The 16,698-nt window shown below is 75.0% G+C and carries 14 protein-coding genes; 7 read left to right on the top strand and 7 right to left on the bottom strand.

The genetic code is table 11. The features are described from left to right. Positions 1-15: 15 nt before the first annotated feature. The 3 genes from AC5WAM_RS04315 to lnt all read right to left on the bottom strand — a co-directional run bounded on the left by AC5WAM_RS04315 (position 16) and on the right by lnt (position 2,921). A complete protein-coding gene (locus AC5WAM_RS04315; protein WP_495521633.1) occupies positions 16-783 on the bottom strand; it encodes a hypothetical protein in 768 nt (255 codons plus the stop codon). 64 nt (positions 784-847) lie between these two features. Then, on the bottom strand, positions 848-1,318 hold the full coding sequence (locus AC5WAM_RS04320) for an NUDIX hydrolase (RefSeq protein ID WP_138964618.1): 471 nt from the start codon (positions 1,316-1,318) through the stop codon (positions 848-850). 10 nt (positions 1,319-1,328) lie between these two features. Continuing rightward, complete coding sequence (gene lnt / locus AC5WAM_RS04325) at positions 1,329-2,921, bottom strand: apolipoprotein N-acyltransferase (RefSeq protein ID WP_495521634.1); 1,593 nt, start codon at positions 2,919-2,921, stop codon at positions 1,329-1,331. A 267-nt stretch (positions 2,922-3,188) separates the two neighbouring features. On the opposite strand from lnt, the gene AC5WAM_RS04330 reads away from it, so the two are divergent. Further along, positions 3,189-4,193 (top strand): O-antigen ligase family protein, encoded by a 1,005-nt coding sequence (locus tag AC5WAM_RS04330; protein WP_366794805.1) that lies wholly within the window; start codon positions 3,189-3,191, stop codon positions 4,191-4,193. Positions 4,194-4,205: 12 nt separating this feature from the next. Here the strand turns inward: AC5WAM_RS04330 and AC5WAM_RS04335 are convergent, their stop codons facing one another. Together AC5WAM_RS04335 and AC5WAM_RS04340 are read right to left on the bottom strand one after the other, a co-directional pair. Next, the gene (locus tag AC5WAM_RS04335) at positions 4,206-4,760 is read right to left on the bottom strand and encodes a hypothetical protein (RefSeq protein ID WP_495521635.1); all 555 of its coding nucleotides are present in this window, start codon (positions 4,758-4,760) and stop codon (positions 4,206-4,208) included. A gap of 202 nt (positions 4,761-4,962) precedes the next feature. Continuing rightward, positions 4,963-5,763, bottom strand: coding sequence for a glutamate racemase (locus AC5WAM_RS04340; RefSeq protein ID WP_495521636.1), 801 nt, complete (start codon positions 5,761-5,763; stop codon positions 4,963-4,965). 58 nt (positions 5,764-5,821) lie between these two features. On the opposite strand from AC5WAM_RS04340, the gene AC5WAM_RS04345 reads away from it, so the two are divergent. Beyond that, a complete protein-coding gene (locus AC5WAM_RS04345; RefSeq protein ID WP_495521637.1) occupies positions 5,822-7,003 on the top strand; it encodes a glycosyltransferase in 1,182 nt (393 codons plus the stop codon). Between the two features lie 40 nt (positions 7,004-7,043). On the opposite strand, the gene AC5WAM_RS04350 is transcribed toward AC5WAM_RS04345, so the two are convergent. Continuing rightward, positions 7,044-8,351 carry a TerD family protein gene (locus AC5WAM_RS04350; protein WP_495523500.1) on the bottom strand — a complete coding sequence of 436 codons (1,308 nt, stop codon included), beginning with the start codon at positions 8,349-8,351 and terminating at the stop codon, positions 7,044-7,046. A gap of 281 nt (positions 8,352-8,632) precedes the next feature. On the opposite strand from AC5WAM_RS04350, the gene AC5WAM_RS04355 reads away from it, so the two are divergent. The 3 genes from AC5WAM_RS04355 (at position 8,633) to AC5WAM_RS04365 (ending at position 12,744) form a co-directional block, all read left to right on the top strand. After that, positions 8,633-9,085, top strand: a complete 453-nt coding sequence (locus AC5WAM_RS04355; RefSeq protein ID WP_366792037.1) for a DUF6643 family protein — start codon at positions 8,633-8,635, stop codon at positions 9,083-9,085. A 517-nt stretch (positions 9,086-9,602) separates the two neighbouring features. Further along, a complete protein-coding gene (locus AC5WAM_RS04360) occupies positions 9,603-10,208 on the top strand; it encodes an Rv1733c family protein (RefSeq protein WP_366792038.1) in 606 nt (201 codons plus the stop codon). Positions 10,209-10,341: 133 nt separating this feature from the next. Beyond that, positions 10,342-12,744 carry a right-handed parallel beta-helix repeat-containing protein gene (locus AC5WAM_RS04365; RefSeq protein ID WP_495521638.1) on the top strand — a complete coding sequence of 801 codons (2,403 nt, stop codon included), beginning with the start codon at positions 10,342-10,344 and terminating at the stop codon, positions 12,742-12,744. Here the strand turns inward: AC5WAM_RS04365 and AC5WAM_RS04370 are convergent. Beyond that, positions 12,704-14,980, bottom strand: a complete 2,277-nt coding sequence (locus tag AC5WAM_RS04370; RefSeq protein WP_495523501.1) for a hypothetical protein — start codon at positions 14,978-14,980, stop codon at positions 12,704-12,706. The two genes, AC5WAM_RS04365 and AC5WAM_RS04370, sit on opposite strands and share 41 nt — an antisense overlap. 300 nt (positions 14,981-15,280) lie before the next feature. Here AC5WAM_RS04370 and AC5WAM_RS04375 point away from each other — a divergent pair, with 300 nt between their 5' ends. Together AC5WAM_RS04375 and AC5WAM_RS04380 are read left to right on the top strand one after the other, a co-directional pair. Further along, a complete protein-coding gene (locus AC5WAM_RS04375; protein ID WP_495521639.1) occupies positions 15,281-16,108 on the top strand; it encodes a DeoR/GlpR family DNA-binding transcription regulator in 828 nt (275 codons plus the stop codon). A gap of 99 nt (positions 16,109-16,207) precedes the next feature. After that, positions 16,208-16,687, top strand: coding sequence for an SRPBCC family protein (locus AC5WAM_RS04380; RefSeq protein ID WP_495521640.1), 480 nt, complete (start codon positions 16,208-16,210; stop codon positions 16,685-16,687). Positions 16,688-16,698 lie beyond the last annotated feature (11 nt).

Raw genomic sequence — 16,698 nt, forward strand, 5'->3', positions numbered from 1 at the left:
GCGGGGCGGCCCGGCTCAGGAGGAGCGGGGCAGCCGCTGCCGGGGCACGGCGACCCGGGTGCGCTCGGGGTCGGCCGGGCGCTCGGTGTCGTACACCGCGAGGACGGGCCGGTCGAGGGCCACGCGGTCCACGACCACCGGCACGGCGTGCCGCGCGCCCCGCCGGTCGTGGAAGACGACGGTGACCTCGCCGCGCCTGCCGCGCACCGGCCGCCACCCCTCCAACCGAGCCTCGGCCGTGGCGAACCCGGCCCGCACCCGGCGCAGCGCGGCGGTCCTGCGCAGGCTCACGACGGCGCCCCACGCGGCGAGGAGCCCGCCCACGGCCGCCACCGACCACAGGAACGTCAGCCAGGCCGCGACGGAGTGCCGACCGACCGGCGCGAGCAGCATGTAGTCGGTGACCGTGTCGTACGCGACGCGGCCGTCGGCCAGCGCGTCGTACCAGCCCACGGCGGCGGCGAGCGCGCTGAGCGCGATCACCGCGCCCACCGTCGCGCGGTGCAGGAACCGGGCGGCGACGAAGCCGAGCAGCACGTCTGCGCCGATGCCGAGCTCCGGCGCCACGGCCACCAGCTGGTCGCTGCCGCAGCCCACGTCGTCGTAGCAGGACCACCCGGCGCTCGTGGCGTCGTACGTGCTCAGGTGCCACACGAGCCAGACCTGCCAGACGAGGAGCGCGCAGGCGAGCCCCCGCAGCACGACGCCATAGCCCTTCCGGCCCAACTCCCGTCCCTGCCTCAGTGGTTCGGCGACGCCGCGGGGGCGCCGCGCGGAGAGCATCCGTCAATGTCCGTGCAGGCTACACGCTGTCCGGGGCGGCCACCACGGGGCGTGCGGCCGCCGCTCAGCCGCGGGCGAACCAGGTGGGTCCGTCCGCCATGGCCTGCTTGATGCGGAACAGACCGGTCTCGTGCAGCTCGGGAAGCCGGTCCAGGGCGAACCAGGCGACTTCGAGGGACTCGTCGTCGTTGACGCGGGGCTCGCCGCCCACGGCCCGGCAGCGGACGGTGATGTCCATGAACTGGCAGACGTCGCCGTTGGGGTAGGTCACGGGCTCCAGGGTCTCCACGAGGACCACCCGCTCGGCCACGCAGCGCACGGCCGTCTCCTCGAAGACCTCCCGCTCGGCGCACTCGGCGGGCTGCTCCCCCGGCTCGGGGATGCCGCCGATCACCGACCACTTGCCGTTGTCGGCGCGCCGTCCGAGCAGCACCCGGCCCTCGTCGTCGAAGACGATCGCGGTCACTCCCGGGAGCCACAGCAACTGGTGGCCCACGTCGGCGCGCAGGGTCTTGATGAAGTCTGGAGTAGCCATGATCAGCAGCCTAACTGCCGGTGCCCGTCCGCCTGCGCGCGATCACCCAGCCGATTCCGGCCACTCCGAGACCGGCCAGAAACACCTCCGGCCAGACCCCGAGCCGCGTCGCGGGCGTCAGCGAGCTGCGCTTGGGCACCTGGGCGACGAGCGACTCCGCGGTGAACATCCCGGTGCGCTGGGCGACCGTCCCGTCCGGGCGGATCACGGCGCTCACCCCGCTGGTCACCGGCACCATCACGGCCCGTCCGTGCTCGACGGCCCGCACCCGGTCGATGGCGAGCTGCTGGTACGTCATCTGGCTGCGCTCGAACGTCGCGTTGTTGCTCGGCACCGACAGGATCTGCGCGCCCTGGTGCACCTGGTCCCGCACCACGTCGTCGAACGCCGCCTCGTAGCAGGTCACGGGCCCGACCTCGGTCCCCGCCATGTCGAACACGACCGGCTTCGTACCGGGCTGGAAGACACCGGCGCGGTCGACGTCGGAGCTGAAGATCCGGAAGAAGCTCCGGTAGGGCATGTACTCGCCGAACGGCTGGAGGTGCCGCTTGTCGTACGAGGCGCCGGGGCCCGTCTTCGGGTCCCACAGGATCTGCCGGTTGCGGGGCTTGCCGTCCTTCGCCCCGACGACGGCGCCCACGGAGACGGGGGCGCCGATGGCCTTCGCCGCCTTGTCGATCTCCGCGTAGGCGTCGGCGTTGACGAACGGGTCGATGTCGGAGGAGTTCTCCGGCCACAGGACCAGGTCGGGCTGCTCGGCCTTGCCCGCCCTGACCTTCGCGGCCAGGCGCAGCGTCTCCCGGACGTGGTGGTCGAGCACGGCCCGGCGCTGGGCGTTGAAGTCCAGGCCCATGCGCGGCACGTTGCCCTGGATGACGGCGACCGTGGCGGTGCCGTGCTCCGCCGCGGTGGACACCAGCGGCAGCGCGGCCGCCCCGGCGGCCACGGGCGCGACGGTGAGCGCGGCCGCGGTCAGCACGGCGCGGTCCCGGGCGCGGGGCGCGGCCCTCAGGCGGCGCACGACGTCGGCGAGCCCGAAGCCGCTGAGGACCACGGCGAAGCCGAGCAGCGGCGTCCCGCCGAGCGCGGCGAGGGGCAGGAAGAGACCGGTGGGCTGGCCGAAGGCGACCTTGCCCCAGGGGAAGCCCTCGAAGGGGAAGCGCGAGCGCGCCGCCTCCAGCAGGAGCCACACGCCGGAGGCCCACACCGGCCACACCGGAAGGCGGGACACCAGGGCGACGCCCAGGCCCGCGAGGCCGATGAACAGCGCTTCGGCGACGGCCAGGGCGAGCCACGGCAGCGGCCCCACGTCGACGCCCGTCCACGACAGGAGCGGCACGAAGTAGCCGAGCCCCATCAGCAGGCCGAGGCGGAATCCGGAGCGGGCCCGCCGGCCGTGCAGGACGAAGCCGAGCAGCGCGAACGCGAAGGGCGCGAGCCACCACAGCTCACGCGGCGCGAAGCTGAGGTAGAGCAGGACGCCGGAGAGCACCGCGGCGACGGCCGGAACCAGCCGTCGCCGTACCCGCTCCGCGCGGGTTTCCGGTCCGGGCTGCGGTTCGGTCTGCTCCGACGTCTCGGTGGGAGCGGTGGTGGCGGTCACTCGGGGAGTCTACGGCCCGCCACCTGGGCGCGGACAGCGCGGTCGACCCCCGCGCACGGGTGCCCCAGGTGCCCCTTCCACACATTTGCTAGATCGTTTCTGCGCAAGACATCCACAATCGACGCCGTCAGCCGCTACGGTGTGCCGCAGTCCCTGACGTGCGGCCGGAACACGCTGCCAGGCCCGTCGGGGGCCCGCGGACATTCGGGGGGCGGGTTGGGGTCGACGGGGACGGTGGCGGTCGAGCGGACCGGGGAGCGGCACGGGGTGGCCGACGCGAGCGGTCTCGCGATCCTCGCGGCGTGCGCGGCCTGGGCGCTGATCACTTCGGGGGTCGGCGGCGGGCGGCCGGACGGCGTGCTGCTCGCGATCCTCGCGGTCGCCGCCGGATACGCGGGCGGGCGCATCGCCGGAGCGCTCCTGCCGGTGGCGGCGCCGTGCGCCGGGGCGCTCGCGGGGGTCTGCCTCGCCGCCGCGGCCCCGCACGTCACGCCCGGCCCCGCCAGTTCCTCGCCGCTCGGCCCCATCGGCGCCACCGCCGCGCTCCTGAGCCTGTCGGCGGGCGCGGTCTGCTGTGCGGCGTGGGCGGCGCGCGGTCCCGCGCTCCGGCTGTGCCTGCGCCTCGCCGCCGTCGGTGTCGTGTGCGGTGCGGCGCTGCTCGGCTCCACCGCGGGCTTCCTCGCCAGCGTCGGGATCCTGTTGTGTTCGCTCGCGGGGGCACTGACCCGCAGGGCCCTCGGCCTCGCGGGATTCGCCCTCGCCGCCGTGCTGGTGGCCGGGGCGTCCTGGGCCGTCGCCGAGGAGGTGCTTCCCCGCGGCCTGGCCGCGTCCCTGGAGGACCAGCTGGGCCCGCACCGGGTGGGCCTGTGGCGGGACGCCGGGGATCTGGCGGGGGCGCATCCGGCGTTCGGGGTGGGCCCGGGGCGGTTCGGGGACGCGTCACCGACCGTGACGGAGGGCCTGCTCCCGGACGGCAAGCCGCACTCGGCGCTGCTCCAGCAGGCCGCCGAGCAGGGCTTCACCGGTGTCGTGCTGCTCACGGCGGCCTTCGGCTGGGTCCTGTTCGCGCTGTGGCGCTCGCCGCGCTCCACCGCGGTCGTCCTGACGGCGGGCGCGGCCCTGACCGCCGTCGCGGCGGTGGCCACGCTGGGCAACGCGCTGAGCGTGACGTCCGTGACGGCGGGCGCGGGCCTGCTCGCGGGAATCGCGACGGCACGGCCGCTGCCTGAGGGCAGGCGGGCCCAGGGCGGGGAGGCCGACCGCCTCCCGTGAGGGACGCGCCGGTCAGACCGTCGGCGTGGGGCGGGTCGGCCGCAGGTGGTCGCGGATGACGCGGACCGCGCTCTCGGCGTTGTCCACGGTGACCGTGAACTTGTGGCCGTCGCCGAGCCGCAGGACGACGCCCTCGCCGCGCCGCACGACGACGGCGGTGCCCTGCTCCGGCCGCCAGCGGTAGCCCCAGCCGCCCCAGTGCCGCGGGGTGACGGCGGGCGCGAAGTCGGCGCCGACGACGTGCGAGAGCGGGATGCGGCGGCGCGGTACGCCGATGTGGCCGCAGCGCACTTCCATGCACTCCTTGTCGACCTTCACCGCGACGTGGACGAACGCCAGCGTGCCGAAGAGCATCAGCAGACCGACCGCGATGCAGCCGACGATGGCCATGACCAGCGGCAGGACGCCCGAGGGCCACAGCGTCTCCACGGCCAGGTCGATGCCCAGCGCGAGGCAGGCGGCGCCGGCGCAGGCCAGCAGCCACTGGACGCGGTTCGACGCGCGTCCGGTCCAGATCTCGGGCTGATCCTCGGCGGCAGCCCGCTCGCCGTGGGCTTGGTCCGTCATGGAGTCGAGGTTACTCACGATCCGCGGCGAAGGCACCGCGTCGCGGAGGGTTACCTCTCCGGCCGGACACCCCGAACACCAGGTTTCCCGTGGTGCGAGGCGCCCACCACGGCGCGTTCCGCTCGCTGGGCCGCACGGGCGGGGTCAGCCGTCGGCCAGGACGGGCGCCCTTTTGGCCACCGCCGCGGGCCGGGCGCGGGTCTCAGCCCTTCAGGGCCGGGCTCGACGACGCCAGGAGGCGTCCCTCGGCGTACGTCAGGGCGGCGGGCGGCAGGGCGGCCTCGCGCCCGCTGAGGAGCACGCGGACGCCGCCGTGGTCGTCCCCGGCCGCCGGGCGCGCGCCGGGCACCTCGCCGATGCGGCGCAGCGTCTGGGCGGCGACCGCGCCGGCCGAGCCGTGCAGGACCAGCGGCGGCCGGTCAGCCCGCTGGACGGCGGCGCGGATGCGCTCCGCAACCAGTTCGTAATGGGTGCAGCCCAGGACGACGGCCCTTACCTCGGGCGGCGTGAGGGCGGCAGCCGCCGCGATCGTCCGGTCGATGGCGTCCTCGTCGGCCCACTGCACGGCATCGGCCAGACCGGGGCAGGGCACCTCGGTGACGTCGACGCCGTCGGCGAACTCCTCGATGAGGCCGCGCTGGTAGGGGCTGCCGGTGGTCGCGGGGGTGGCCCAGATGGCGATGGGTCCGCCCCCGGCCGCGGCGGGCTTGATCGCCGGGACGGTGCCGATGACCGGCAGCCCCGGCTCGAAGCGGGCGCGCAGGGCGGGCAGCGTGTGCACGGTCGCGGTGTTGCAGGCCACGATCAGCGCGTCCGGGCGGTGCGCGGCGGCGGCCGCGGCGACCGCGAGGGACCGCTCCGTGAGGTCCGCCGTGCTGCGGGGGCCCCAGGGCATGCCGTCGGGGTCCGAGGAGAGGACGAGATCGGCGCCGGGTGCCAGGCGCCGCACCGCGGCCGCCGCGGCGAGCAGTCCGATGCCGGAGTCCATGAGCGCGATCTTCACCCGGTCACCTTAGACGATCGGCCGTACAACCCGGTCACCGTGGGGCAGACTGCGGCGGATGAGTGCCGTTGCGTGGATCTGTGCCGCCTCGCTCGCCGCGTGGCTGTGGCTGCTGGCCGGACAGGGCTTCTTCTGGCGCACGGACCTGCGCCTGCCGCCCCGGCGCGAGCCGGAGCGATGGCCGGCGGTGGCCGTCGTCGTCCCCGCGCGCGACGAGGCCGAGGTGCTGCCCGCCAGCCTGCCGTCGCTGCTCGCCCAGGACTATCCGGGGCGGGCCGAGGTGTTCCTCGTCGACGACGGCAGCACCGACGGCACCGGGGCTCTCGCGCGGGAGCTGTCCGACCGTCACGGGGGCCTTGCGCTGACCGTCGGCTCGCCGGGCGAACCGCCCGGGGGCTGGACGGGCAAGCTGTGGGCGGTGCGGCACGGCATCGGCCTGGCCCGCGCGCGCGAGCCGGAGTACCTGCTGCTCACCGACGCGGACATCGCCCATGAGCCCGACAGCCTGCGGGAGTTGGTGGCCGCCGCCGAGTCCGGCGGCTTCGACCTGGTGTCGCAGATGGCCCGGCTCCGCGTGGCCAGCGTGTGGGAGCGCCTGGTCGTTCCCGCGTTCGTCTACTTCTTCGCGCAGCTGTACCCGTTCCGCTGGATCGCGCGCAAGGACGGGCGGACCGCCGCCGCGGCCGGTGGCTGTGTGCTGCTGCGCGCGGAGGCCGCCGCGCGAGCGGGGGTGCCGGACGCCATCCGGCATGCGGTGATCGACGACGTGGCCCTCGCGCGGGCGGTCAAGCGGAGCGGCGGGCACATCTGGCTGGGGCTCGCCGACCGCGTCGACAGCGTGCGCCCCTACCCGGCCCTCGCGGACCTGTGGCGGATGGTGGCGCGCAGCGCCTACGCCCAGCTGCGCCACAACCCGGCGGTGCTCCTCGGGACGGTCGTGGGGCTCGCCGTGATCTACCTGGTGCCGCCCGTCGGCCTGGTCGTCGGCCTGGCCGGGGGCGACACCACCGCCGCGGCCGTGGGCGGCACCGCCTGGCTCGTCATGACGGCCACGTATCTGCCGATGCTGCGCTACTACCGCCAGCCGCTGTGGCTCGCGCTCACGCTGCCCGGCACGGCCTTCCTGTACCTGCTGATGACGGTGGACTCGGCGGTGCAGCACTACCGGGGGCGCGGCGCCGCGTGGAAGGGCCGGACGTACGGGGCCGCCCCTGAGGCGGCCCCCGACTCGCGGCCCTGACCGGCGCCTCCGCCCTGCCCGGAGGCGCCGGTGCCGGACGTCACTTCCTGCCGGGCGTCCAGTTCATGCCCCAGCCGTACGCGTAGTCGATGGTGCGCTGCGGGCTCACGCCGCGCTCGGGCACCAGATAGCGGGCCTCGCGCTGGACGACCAGCTCGCCGTTCTGGTTGGTGATGAGCGCGAGGGCGCACACCGTCGACGGCACCGTGCACTCGTCCAGGGAGAACTCGATCGGCGCGCCGTGCTGCGGAGTCAGCGTGACCGTCGCGTTGAGGTCGGCGAAGCTGCGCGCGCCCTCGTAGATGGTCACGAAGATGACCATGCGCTTGAACTCCTGCGTACGGTCGAGGTTGACGGTGAGGTTCTCACCGGTCGACACGGCTCCGGTGCGGTCGTCGCCGTCCAGGAGGATGTACGGGGGCTGGTGGAGGGATCCGAAGGCGTTGCCGAGGGCCTGGACGACTCCCTTGCGCCCGTCGGCCAGTTCGAACAGCGCGCACAGGTCGAGGTCCAGGTCGGCGTGCATCGCCACGGCCCGGCCGAGCTTGCTGGCCCACCCCTTGAACTGCTTGCGCACCTCCCAGTTGAGGTTCACGCGCAGCGCGCCCGAGGTGCCGCCCTGCTTGGTCAGGGAGACCGTGGGCGCCTCCTTCGTGAGCGTGACCTTGGTCAGGCGCACGGGCTGGGCGGCGGCCGGCGGCGGGGGCGTGACGGGGGCGGGCGCGGTCACGGGCGGGGCCGGGGCGGGCGCGGGAGCCGCCACCGGCGGGGCGGGGGCCGGGGGCGGGGTCGGCGCGGCCGCCTGCTGGGGCTCGTCCACGGTGATGCCGTAGTCCGTCGCCAGGCCCTCCAGGCCGCTGCTGTACCCCTGGCCGACGGCGCGGAACTTCCAGGCGCCCTGGCGCCGGTAGAGCTCGCCGAGGACGAACGCCGTCTCCACGCTCGCGTCGGCGCTGTCGTAGCGCGCGATCTCCGCGCCGCTCGCGGCGTCGAGGACCCGGATGTGCAGCCCGGGCACCTTGCCGAACGTGCCGCCGTCCGAGGACGCGGCCAGGACCACCGTCTCGACGGCGGGCTCCACGCGCGCGAGGTCGACGACCAGCGCGTCGGTCACGGTGCCGCCCGCGCTCCGCTTGCCCTCGTGGCGCACGGCGCCCGAGGCGTGCGTCGCCTGGTTGTAGAAGACGAAGTCCGCGTCCGAGCGCACCTTTCCGGAGCCCGCGAGCAACAGAGCGGACGCGTCGGCGTCCGGAACTCCGGGTCCGGAACCCCAGCCCAATTCGACCCGTACGGCAGTTGCCCCCACGGGAACATTCGAACCTTTGGCCATAGACATGTCTGCCCCCATCACCAGTGCCGGGTCCGGCAGGACCGCCGTTCCGTTCCCGCCCAACCTATTACCTGGCATTCGCGGACGCGCACGGACCCACCCGGCCATCGCTCCGCGTCAACCGCCGGTCGACCACCGGTAACCCCCGAGATCCCCGCCTTTTACAGGATCCCTACGCCGCCGCGCGACCGATTTTCCCAGGTTCGCTCGCATTGAGGGCCCGAAGGCACGGGCAACACGGCAATCAACCCTCTTATCGGTCTCCCCAACCAGCACATCAAGGGCTTAACTTATGGAGCATGACCTCCCCCCGCTCCACCTATGGCGGCGGTTACTACTCCGCGCCGTCCTTCCCGGACACTCCGATCTACGACTCTCTGGTCGCCGAGCGGGGCACCCCGCAGATCGCCCCGATCCGGGTGAACCCGTCCCCCTATGACACGGGCAGCCACCTCCCGGCCCTTCCGCCCGCGCTGCCCGCCCTGCCGTCGGCGCCCTCCGGGCCCTCGATGGCCGCCCCTCCGAACGCCGCCCACGGCTACGCGCCCGCGCCGCAGCCCGCACCGCTGCAGCAGGCCCCGGCGCCGTACATCCCGCAGCAGGCGGGTCCGCCCCGCGGCTATCCGGGCCCGCAGCAGCAGCGGCCCATGGGGACCACGACGGGCTATGAGGCGATGCGCCCCGCGGCGCCCCGCCCGGCGCCCGCGCCCCACGAGGACCCGTACAACCGGCAGCAGTACCGGGGCTACTGACCGGCCGCGGCCGACGCCGTCAGCGACCACTGACAGCACGGCCGCGCGTCGGGTCCACCGATCGATCGCTCCACGTTCATCCGCCGCAGGCGTCCGGGGGGCACGCCTGGCAGCCGCCGTCGACCCATGGGTCGACGGCGGCTTTCGTATGCGCGCACACGGCCGGAGCGCCCAGGAGCCGTTTCCGGCCTAATGTGCGGGGCCCGTGACTGCCCGCCCGGGCGGACTTCGTCCCGCGGGCGAGAGGCGCCATCCGTATCGGTGACCCTCCGAAGATCCCCGAATGAACAGGACGGTCGTGGGGAACTCGAAGGCGGGGCACGGCCGTTGAGGTTCGATGGAAACCATCGGAGCCGGTGGGAAAACACCGGTGAGGGCGCTGCCGGGCCCCGTCGGCAGGAGTCCGGAAAGCGACGGGGAACAGGCCGATGTCATCCTCGGTTCTCGTGACCCATGCGTGAGCCGGGCCGTCCGCGGTTAGGGCCGTGGTGACGGACGCGGAAGGGGGTGCAGGACCGTGCGAGCGATCGCCGGACTCTGGCGCTGGCGCCGCAATCCACTGCGCCGCGCGACGGACCTCGCCGAGGCCTGGGCAGCGCTTGTCGCGCTCGTCCTCATCGTCGTCGGGGCCCCGGTGGTCGGCGCCGTGACGGGCAGTCTGACCAATGACGCGCTGCTGCGCTCGGTGGAGGCCCAGCGCGCGGCCCGCCACGTCGTGACGGCCACCGTCCTGAAGAAGCTCGACCAGCCGCCCCTCGACCCCGACCCGGAGACCTCCTCCGCGCGGGACGCGCACCACCGCGTGCTCGCCCACTGGAAGGGGCCGGACGGCTCGGGCCACGCGGGCACGGTCGCGTCCGGCCTCAAGTCACCGCACCCCGGCGACCGGTTCACGGTCTGGACCGACCGCACCGGCCGGGTCGTCGGCCGCCCGCTCGACCCGGCCACCGCGACGACCCACGCCGCCCTCGCCGGATTCGGCGCCGCCCTCGCGAGCGCCGGCCTCGTCGAGGGCGCCCGGCGACTGCTCCTGTGGCACATCGTCCGGCGGCGCTACGCCCGCTGGGACCAGGCCTGGCAGCAGGCGGGCCCGGACTGGGGCAAGACCGGTACCGGCGCTTGAGCTGGTGAGAGCCTGCCCATCAGGTCAACTCCCCCGCGCCGCGCGCGCTACGGTGGAGCGGGCCGACTCTTCGGCCTCCTCGCGCGCGGGCGCGGGGTACCCGCGTACGTCGAGGTGGGGGCAGAGCAACTCCATGGCACAGGGCACGGTCCAGGTGACGCACACCGGTACGTCGCGGTGGCGGCGCCGCACGGGAGAGTACGCATCGCTGGCCGCCGCCCTGGAGGCCGCGGGCGACGGGGACGTCCTGACAGTGGCCCCGGGGACGTACCGCGAGAACCTCGTCGTCCAGCGGGCGGTGACGCTGCGCGGCCCCGAGGGCTCCCCCGGCTCCGTGCGCATCGCGCCCGCCGACGGCGTGCCCCTGACGGTGCGGGCCTCCGCCGTCGTCCAGGACCTGCACATCGAGGGCCAGGACTCGGCCGCGCCCGCGCTGCTCGTCGAGGACGGGGCGCCGGAGCTCGCGGACCTGCGGGTGATGACGCGCTCGGCGGCCGGCATCGAGGTCCGCGGCGGCGCCCGGCCCACCCTGCGCCGCTGCACGGTCGACAACGCGGGCGGCATCGGCATCGCCGTACTCGACGGCGGCGGCGGGGTGTTCGAGGAGTGCGAGGTCGTCGCGGCGGGCCAGTCCGGGGTCGCGGTGCGCGGCGGCGGACATCCGCGTCTGGAGCGCTGCCGGGTCCACCACACCTCGGGCGCGGGCCTGTCCGTGACCGGCGAGCACAGCGGCCTGGAGGCCGTCGGCTGCGAGGTGTACGAGGTCAAGGGCGCGGGCGTGCAGATCACCGCGCGCGCCACGGCGCACCTGACGGACTGCGCGGTGCACCGCACGACGTCCGACGGCGTGACGCTCGACACGGACGCGGTCCTCACCCTCGCCGACTGCCGCATCCACGACATCCCGGAGAACGCGGTCGACCTGCGCTCGCGCTCGGTCCTCACGCTGACGCGCACCACGGTGCGCGAGTTCGGGCGCAACGGCCTGTCGGTGTGGGACCCGGGCACCCGCGTGGACGCCAACCAGTGCGAGATCCACGACAGCACGGGCGACTACCCGGCGGTGTGGGTCAGCGACGGGGCGACGGCCGTCCTGGAGTCGTGCCGGGTGCACGACGTGCCGGACGCGCTGTTCGTCCTCGACCGGGGCTCGCGCGTCGACGTCATAGACAGCGATCTGACGCAGGTGCGCAACACGGCGGTGTCGGTGAGCGACGGCGCGACCGCCCAGCTCGACGACGTGCGCATCCGGGAGGCGGCCACCGGCGCGTGGTTCCGCGACCACGGCAGCGGCGGCGTCCTCGCGGACTGCACCGTGGACGGCACGCAGACGGGCGTGATCGTCACCAAGGGCGCCGATCCGACCATCGAGCGGTGCACGGTCACCTCCCCGGCCGAGGCGGGCTTCTACGTCTCGGCGGGCGGCCGCGGCAGCTTCCACCGCTGCAAGGTCGTCGACAGCGGGGGCTACGGCTTCCACGTCCTCGACGGCTGCCGTACGACGCTGAAGCGCTGCCGCACCGAGCGGTGCGCGCGCGGCGGCTACGAATTCGCGGAGGACGGCCCGCTCGTCGAGGGCTGCACCAGCGACGAGAGCGCCAGCGCGCGGCCCGCCGTGCCCGAGCCGCCGGTGCGGACGGCCACGCAGTCCACGGGGCTGCTCGGCGCGGTGCCCGAGCCGCGCGCCACCGAGCAGCCGCCCGCACGGCCCGCCCCGCAGCCCTCCCGCACCTCCAAGGCGGTGCTCGGCGAACTCGACACGCTGGTGGGCCTGGAGAGCGTCAAGCGCGAGGTGCGGGCGCTCACCGACATGATCGAGGTGGGTCGGCGCCGCCAGGAGGCGGGCCTGAAGGCCGCCTCGGTCCGCCGCCACCTGGTGTTCACCGGCTCCCCCGGCACGGGCAAGACGACCGTGGCCCGGCTCTACGGCGAGATCCTGGCCTCGCTCGGCGTCCTGGAGCGCGGCCACCTCGTCGAGGTGTCGCGCGTGGACCTGGTGGGCGAGCACATCGGCTCGACGGCGATCCGCACCCAGGAGGCGTTCGAGAAGGCCCGCGGCGGCGTCCTGTTCATCGACGAGGCGTATGCGCTCTCGCCGGAGGACTCCGGGCGCGACTTCGGCCGGGAGGCCATCGACACGCTCGTGAAGCTGATGGAGGACCACCGCGAGGCGGTCGTGGTGATCGTCGCGGGCTACACGGACGAGATGAACCGCTTCCTGTCCGTCAACCCCGGGGTGGCGTCCCGCTTCTCGCGCACCATCACGTTCGGCGACTACGACGCCGAGGAGCTCCTGCGCATCGTCGAGCAGCAGGCGGAGGAGCACGAGTACACGCTCGGCACGGGCACCGCCGAGGCGCTCCTGAAGTACTTCACGGCCATCCCGAAGGGCCCCACGTTCGGCAACGGCCGGACCGCGCGGCAGACGTTCGAGGCGATGGTGGAGCGGCACGCGGGCCGCGTCGCGCAGGTGGCGGCGCCGAGCACCGAGGAACTCACCCTGCTGTATCCGGACGACCTTCCGGAGCTGGTGTAGGGGCTGGTGCGGGAGCCGGTACGGGGGTCGGCGACGGGACGGTCGCGGAGCGCGGCACGGCGGGCCTGAGCCGGGCGAGCAGCCGGGCCCGCTCCTCGGCGAACGCCGGGTCGGCCTGGTAGTCGCCGTGGCCGAGGAGGGGCGCGGGCAGCGGGTGCTCGGCGGTGCGGCCGTAGGCGAGCGGGTCCTTGAGCGCGGCGCGGTCGACCTGCGGGCCGCAGTCGCCGTGCAGCCGCACCGGGCCGCCGATGGGGTCGGTGGCGCGGTACAGGTTGCGCCAGCAGTCGACCTCGCGGTGCAGGGAGCTGAGCGCGGCGGGCCCGAAGTGCGCGGGGAACCAGCGGCCGTACAGGCGCTCGAGGGGGGAGCCGTAGGTGAGCAGCGCGACCCGGCGGCGCACGGACGGCAGCAGCTGCCAGGCAGCCGCCGCGGCGAGGACGCTGCCCTGCGAGTGGCCGGACAGGACGAGGCGGCCGCCCGTGGCGCGGGTCCAGGTGTCCATGCGCCAGGTCAGGTCGGGCACGGCGCGCTCGGCGTAGCAGGGCGGCGCGAACGGGTGGGCGGCGCGCGGCCAGAACGTGCCGACGTCCCAGAGGATGCCGATGGTGCGGCGTGCGGACGCGTCGCGGTAGGCGCGGCGGCCCCAGGTGACGAACAGTATGAAGCCGAAGCCGATCAGCCAGGAGCCGAGCGCCTGCGCGGTCTGCGCGGTGCCCTCGACGAAGGCGGGCGCGCCCTCGGCGGCCGCGCCGGGGACCTCGTCGCTCACCCAGGCCCCGACGAGGGCGGCGGCCCCGAGCAGCAGCGTCGTGGCCGAGGTGACGCCGACGATGAGGGGCGCGCGGTCGGTGAGGGTGGCGCTGGCGCGCTTGGCGGCGATGCGGCGGGTGCGGGCGGTGTCGGGGCGCTCGCCGGGGTACTCGCGCGGCACCCGGGCGAGCTCGAAGCGCAGGCGCCGCGCGGTGGCGACGGCGAGCCCGGCGCACAGCACGGCGACGACCACGAGCAGCGGCGGGATGACCGAGGCCTGCCAGGTCAGCAGGGCGGGCGGCCCGTCGATCGTGCCGCCCCTGCCGTCCAGCCAGTCGGCGACGCGCTGCGAGCCGCCGCCGGACATGACGCCGCCGAGCGCGCAGGCCAGCATGGCCACGGCGGGGCCGCCGAGGCCGCGTATGGCCGTGCGCGAGTCGGGCGCCCCTCGGTAGAGCCCGGTGGCGACGGCCGCGAGGGCGAGCACCAGGGCGCCCTGGACGAGGGCGATGCCGCCGAAGGTCGTGTTGCCCGGGAGGCGGCCCGTGGAGGTCCAGTCGGGGCGCGACCACCCGGCGTACAGGACGGCGAGGACGAGCAGGGCGAGGGCGGTGAGCGGGAGCAGGCGCACCAGGGTGCGGTCGAGCCGCATGTCGATGCGGTGTTCGCTGCGGCCCCTGCGGCACACCACGCCCACCACGACGGCCCCGCACCCGGCGAGGGCCGCCATCAGGGTCCAGCCGAGGGCGTCCAGGAGCGCGGGTCCGCCGGGGCGGCGGTCGTGGCGGGCGGCGGCCGCGCCCACGGCGGTGGCGACCGTGAGCAGGCCCGCGGCCGTGTGGGCGGCGCGCAGCCGGGCGACGATCCGGCGGCCGTACCAGAAGCCGGGCCTGCCGAGGGCGTTGCGGGCGGCCTCCTCGGGGTCCGGCTGGTGCGGCAGCGGCTGCTGGGACTCGTACGCGCTCCAGGTGCGGCGGGACAGGTACCAGAGCAGGCCGGTGAGGGCGGCGGGCAGGGCCGCGGCGAGGGCGAGGCGGCGCCCGGGCTGCGACCACCAGCCGCCGCCCCCGGCCGGGCCGGGGGCGAGGAACCCGAGCCAGGAGTGGTCGGCCGCGCACCCGCGGGTGCCCGCGCACTGCCAGGCCAGCAGGTCGATCGCTATCTCGCAGGCCGCGGCCACGAGCAGCACGGTGAGGGTGAGCGCGACGAGGCGCACCAGGAGGCCGTACGCGCGGACCGCGCGCCGCATGCGGCGCGCGGTGGGGCGCATCCAGTGGGCGAGGTTGACCACCATGAACGGCAGGAGCAGGAGCCACAGGGCGCGGGAGCCGTTGCCGGAGGTGAGGTTGGACCAGACGTACGCCTCCGGGACGGGACGGCCGCGGTAGTCCTCCGGGCGGGACTCGGCCGTCACGTCGTCGGCGCGGCGGTGGACGGCCGCGGTGCCGTCGCCGAAGACGCGGACGGTCCTGGGGTCGTCGAGCATCGCCTGCGGCGTGGCGCCGCCGACGCCGTGGACGAGGAGTTCCAGGGCGATCCGCTCCGCCGGTGCGGGCGGGCCGGACGCCGGGTCCTTGGCATGCGCGGGCTGCCCCGCCGTGGCGCGCTCCACTGTTCTGCTTCCCCCGAGGTGTGCGCTGCTGACTGCGAGTACCAAGGATCCCGGCTCGGGGCGCCGCGCGCACCCGCCGTCACGTAATCTCCCCCTTCGTTATCCACCGGTGGCGCATGCGAGGATGAGGCGACCTGATGACGGGCTTGACGAGGCGAAAGGGCCGGACCTGACGTGAGTGAGAATCAGCACCTCCTCGCGGAGCAGCGCCGTGCCCTGATCCTGGACGAGGTCCGCCGCCGGGGCGGCGTCCGGGTCAACGAGCTCACCAGGAAGCTGGGCGTGTCGGACATGACGGTCCGCCGCGATCTGGACGCGCTCGCGCGCCAGGGCGTCCTGGAGAAGGTCCACGGCGGCGCGGTGCCGGTGGCGGAGGCGAGCACGCACGAGCCGGGGTTCGAGGCCAAGTCGGGTCTTGAACTCAGCGCCAAGGAGGACATCGCGCGGGCCGCGGCGGCCCTGGTGGCCCCGGGCACGGCGATCGCGCTCTCCGGCGGCACGACGACCTACGCGCTCGCACATCAGCTCCTGGACGTGCCGGACCTGACGGTGGTGACGAACTCGGTGCGGGTCGCGGACGTCTTCCACTCCGCGCAGCGCAGCTCGGGCCAGCGGCAGGGAGCCGCCACGGTGGTCCTCACCGGCGGGGTGCGCACCCCCTCGGACTCGCTGGTCGGCCCGGTCGCCGACCAGGCGATCGCGGCGCTCCACTTCGACGTGCTGTTCCTCGGGGTGCACGGCATAGCGGCCGACGCCGGTCTGTCCACGCCGAACCTCGCGGAGGCGGAGACCAACCGGCGGCTCGTGCAGTCCGCGCGCCGCGTCGTGGTGGTCGCCGACCACACCAAGTGGGGCACGGTGGGCCTGAGTTCCTTCGCCACGCTGGGGCAGGTGGACACGCTGGTGACCGACGCGGGGCTGCCCGCCGACGCCCGCGCGGAGGTCGCCGAGCAGCTGCGGCTCGTCGTGGCGGGCGAGCCGGAGAGCGCCGAGGAGGCCTGAGGGTCACCCGGCGTCCGCCGGTCACTGCCCTTGTCGAGCGTGCTCGTCTAAGGTGACCGTACTCGTTCCACCACCGTCGTCCGCTGGGGGCTGAGTGCGATGCCACGCCGTCTGAGGCCCGTGGGGCTCGACTTCCTCGTGACCGCTCCCGTGCGGCACGTCTTCACCGGCGAGGTGTCCGCGCCGCCGGAGGCGGTGTTCCAGGCCCTGGCGGTGGACGTGGCGCAGTGGCCCGCGTGGTTCACGTCGGTCACCCGCGCCCGGCCCACGCGGGACGGCGCGGGCCGGGTGGTCCACCTCCAGGGCGGCTTCCGGCTCCTGGAGACGATCCTCGCCGCGGACGCGCCGACGCGGTACGTCTACCGCGTCGACGTCGCGAACGCACCCGGGGTCCGCGCCCTGGTCGAGGAGTGGCAGCTGACGCCCACCGCCACCGGGACGCGGGTGCGCTGGACCTTCGCGGTCGAGCCCAGGGGCCTGATGCGGTTCCTCTTCCGGCACGGCCGCAGGGGCCTCGGCAAGACCTTCGACGCCTCCGTCAGGAACCTGGACCGCCGGCTGTCGGGCACGAAGGCCTAGCGCACGGCGGG

This window comes from Streptomyces sp. JLYT201 (assembly GCF_059448825.1).